The sequence below is a fragment of the Bradyrhizobium sp. CFUWI genome, from assembly GCF_056429085.1.
The window spans coordinates 1-514 of the sequence record NZ_JBWJZE010000146.1; the positions used below are offsets into that span (position 1 = coordinate 1).

The following is a 514-nucleotide window of genomic DNA, read 5'->3' on the forward strand; positions in this document are numbered from 1 at the left end:
GCGGCGTTCGCGCCGCCGTCCGGCCCGCATGCACCGTCGCCCGCCGCCGGGGTGCCGGAGGCTGCCGTCACCGTGCAGGAGGCAACCGCCGGCTATTCGGCGGCCAGCGGCTCCCTGCCGGCCACGCATGCGCCCCAGGCGCCCGCCGACGGCATCCCGGCCGGCACGGGTGCCGCCGCGGCATCCCCCGGCGCCACCGTGCCGGCCGCGCCTGCGTCCGCTTCCGACCCCGACGTCTGGCCCCTGGGGCGCGCCGTGGCCCAGATCCACGGCGTCTACATCCTGGCGGAGAACGCCCAGGGCATGGTGATCGTGGACATGCATGCGGCGCACGAGCGCATCGTGTACGAGCGCCTCAAGGCCCAGGTCGATGCCAGCCAGCGCATCGCGAGCCAGCCGCTGCTGATTCCCGCGACCTTCGCCGCCACGCCCGAGGAAGTGGCCACGGCGGAAGCCCATGCCGACACGCTGGACATGCTCGGCCTCGAAGTCTCGCCCTTCTCGCCGCGCACGC

The 514-nt window shown here is 75.3% G+C and carries 1 pseudogene; it reads left to right on the forward strand.

From position 1 onward, the window contains the following. A pseudogene (locus tag AC066S_RS39125) lies at window positions 1-514 on the forward strand (DNA mismatch repair endonuclease MutL); the annotation flags it as partial.